At 72.6% G+C, this 1,743-nt stretch carries 1 protein-coding gene and 1 pseudogene; both read right to left on the reverse strand.

The window, feature by feature from the left end:
• The coding region (hutH, locus tag Y705_RS0101735; protein ID WP_155849854.1) for a histidine ammonia-lyase at positions 1–1,466 on the reverse strand (1,466 nt) is incomplete at its 3' end.
• 96 nt (positions 1,467–1,562) lie between these two features.
• Positions 1,563–1,743, reverse strand: a pseudogene (locus Y705_RS22055) (imidazolonepropionase); the annotation flags it as partial.

Here is a 1,743-nt window from a genome sequence, read left to right on the forward strand (position 1 = left end):
CCCGGGCCGGCCACGCGGCCCTCGAGGTCGCGCAGCACCGCGGCCGCGGCCGCTCCCGGCTCCAGCGGGGCGCGCAGGGCGATCGCCCGGGTGGCGGCCAGCAGCTCGATGGCCAGCACACGCCGCAGGTTCTCCACCGCCCGGCGCAGCTTGCGGGCGGCGTGCCAGCCCATCGACACATGGTCCTCCTGCATCGCGGAGCTGGGGATGGAGTCCACGGAGGCGGGCACCGCCAACCGCTTCAGGTCCGAGACCAGCCCGGCCTGGGTGTACTGGGCGATCATCAGCCCGGAGTCGGTTCCGGGATCATGGGCGAGGAACGGAGGCAGCCCATGGGAGCGGGCCGGATCCAGCATCCGGTCTGTGCGCCGCTCGGCCATGGACGCGAGGTCCGCGATCGGGATGGCCAGGAAGTCGAGGACGTAGGCCACCGGGGCGCCGTGGAAGTTGCCGTTGGAACTGACCCTGCCGTCGTCGAGCACCACCGGATTGTCGACGGCTGCCGCGAGCTCGCGTTCGGCAACGGTCGCCGCGTAGGCGGCGGTGTCCCGTGCCGCGCCGGTGACCTGCGGGGCGCAGCGCAGGGAGTAGGCGTCCTGGACCCGGCTGTCCCCCACGCGGTGGGAGGCGACGATGCCGGAGCCGTCGAGCACCTTCAGCATGCCGGCGGCGGAGTGCGCCTGGCCCGGGTGGGGCCGCAGGGGCTCGTGCAGCTCCGGAACGAACACGCGGTCGGTGCCGAGCAGGGCCTCGACGGAGAACGCGGCGGTCACGTCGGCCACGGCGAAGAGCTCCCGCAGGTCGGCCAGGGCAAGAATCAGCTGTCCGAGCATGCCGTCGGTGCCGTTGATCAGCGCCAGCCCTTCCTTCTCGGCCAGCGTCACAGGGGCGATCCCGGCTTCGGCGAGGAGCTCGGGGACGGGCCGCTCCATGCCGTCGGGGCCCGTGGCCCGCCCCTCACCCATGAGGACGAGGGCGCAGTGGGCCAGGGGGGCGAGATCACCCGAGCACCCCAGGGAGCCGAACTCGTGGACCACGGGTGTGATCCCCGCGTTGAGGGTGTCGAGCATGGTCTGCAGGGTCCCGACCCGGATCCCGGTGTGGCCGGAGGCGAGGGTCTTGGCGCGCAGGAACATCAGCGCCCGGACTACCTCCCGCTCCACGACGGGCCCGGTCCCCGCGGCGTGGGAGCGGATGAGGGACTTCTGCAGCTGCGTGCGCTTGTGCTGGGGGATGTGCTTGTTGGCCAGGGCACCGAATCCGGTGGAGATGCCGTACGCCGGGACCTCCGAGGCGGCGAGGTCGTCGATGTGCCGCCGGACACGGGCCACGCGCTCGCGTGCGTCCTCGGAGAGTTCGATCCGAGCGTCGTGCCGGGCGACGGCAACGACGTCGTCGGCGGTGGCTCCGGAAGAGGAAAGGACCACCGCGGTGGTCTGGTCGGTGAGTGTGCTGATAGCGGTCATGGGAGGTTCCTTCGGTCTTGGTGCGGGAATCTGTCGGAGATTGCCGCGGGAGCGATCAAGGTGCCGGCGAGTGCCGGCGGGTGTCAGGCAGTGTGATCAGGGTTGCCGGGCGGGATGTACCACCTGCCGGCCCTCCTGCCAGACGGCCCACGTCAGCGGCATGCCCGGGCGGTAGGCCAGGTGCACGGCGGAGGGGGCGTCGAGCACGTGCAGGTCCGCCCGGGCTCCCACGGCCAGGTGCCCGACGGCGGGTCGGCCCGGTGCGCCGACCTCGCGC

Origin of the sequence: Arthrobacter sp. H41, from assembly GCF_000520535.1 — a bacterium.
Taxonomy (GTDB): domain Bacteria; phylum Actinomycetota; class Actinomycetes; order Actinomycetales; family Micrococcaceae; genus Arthrobacter_D.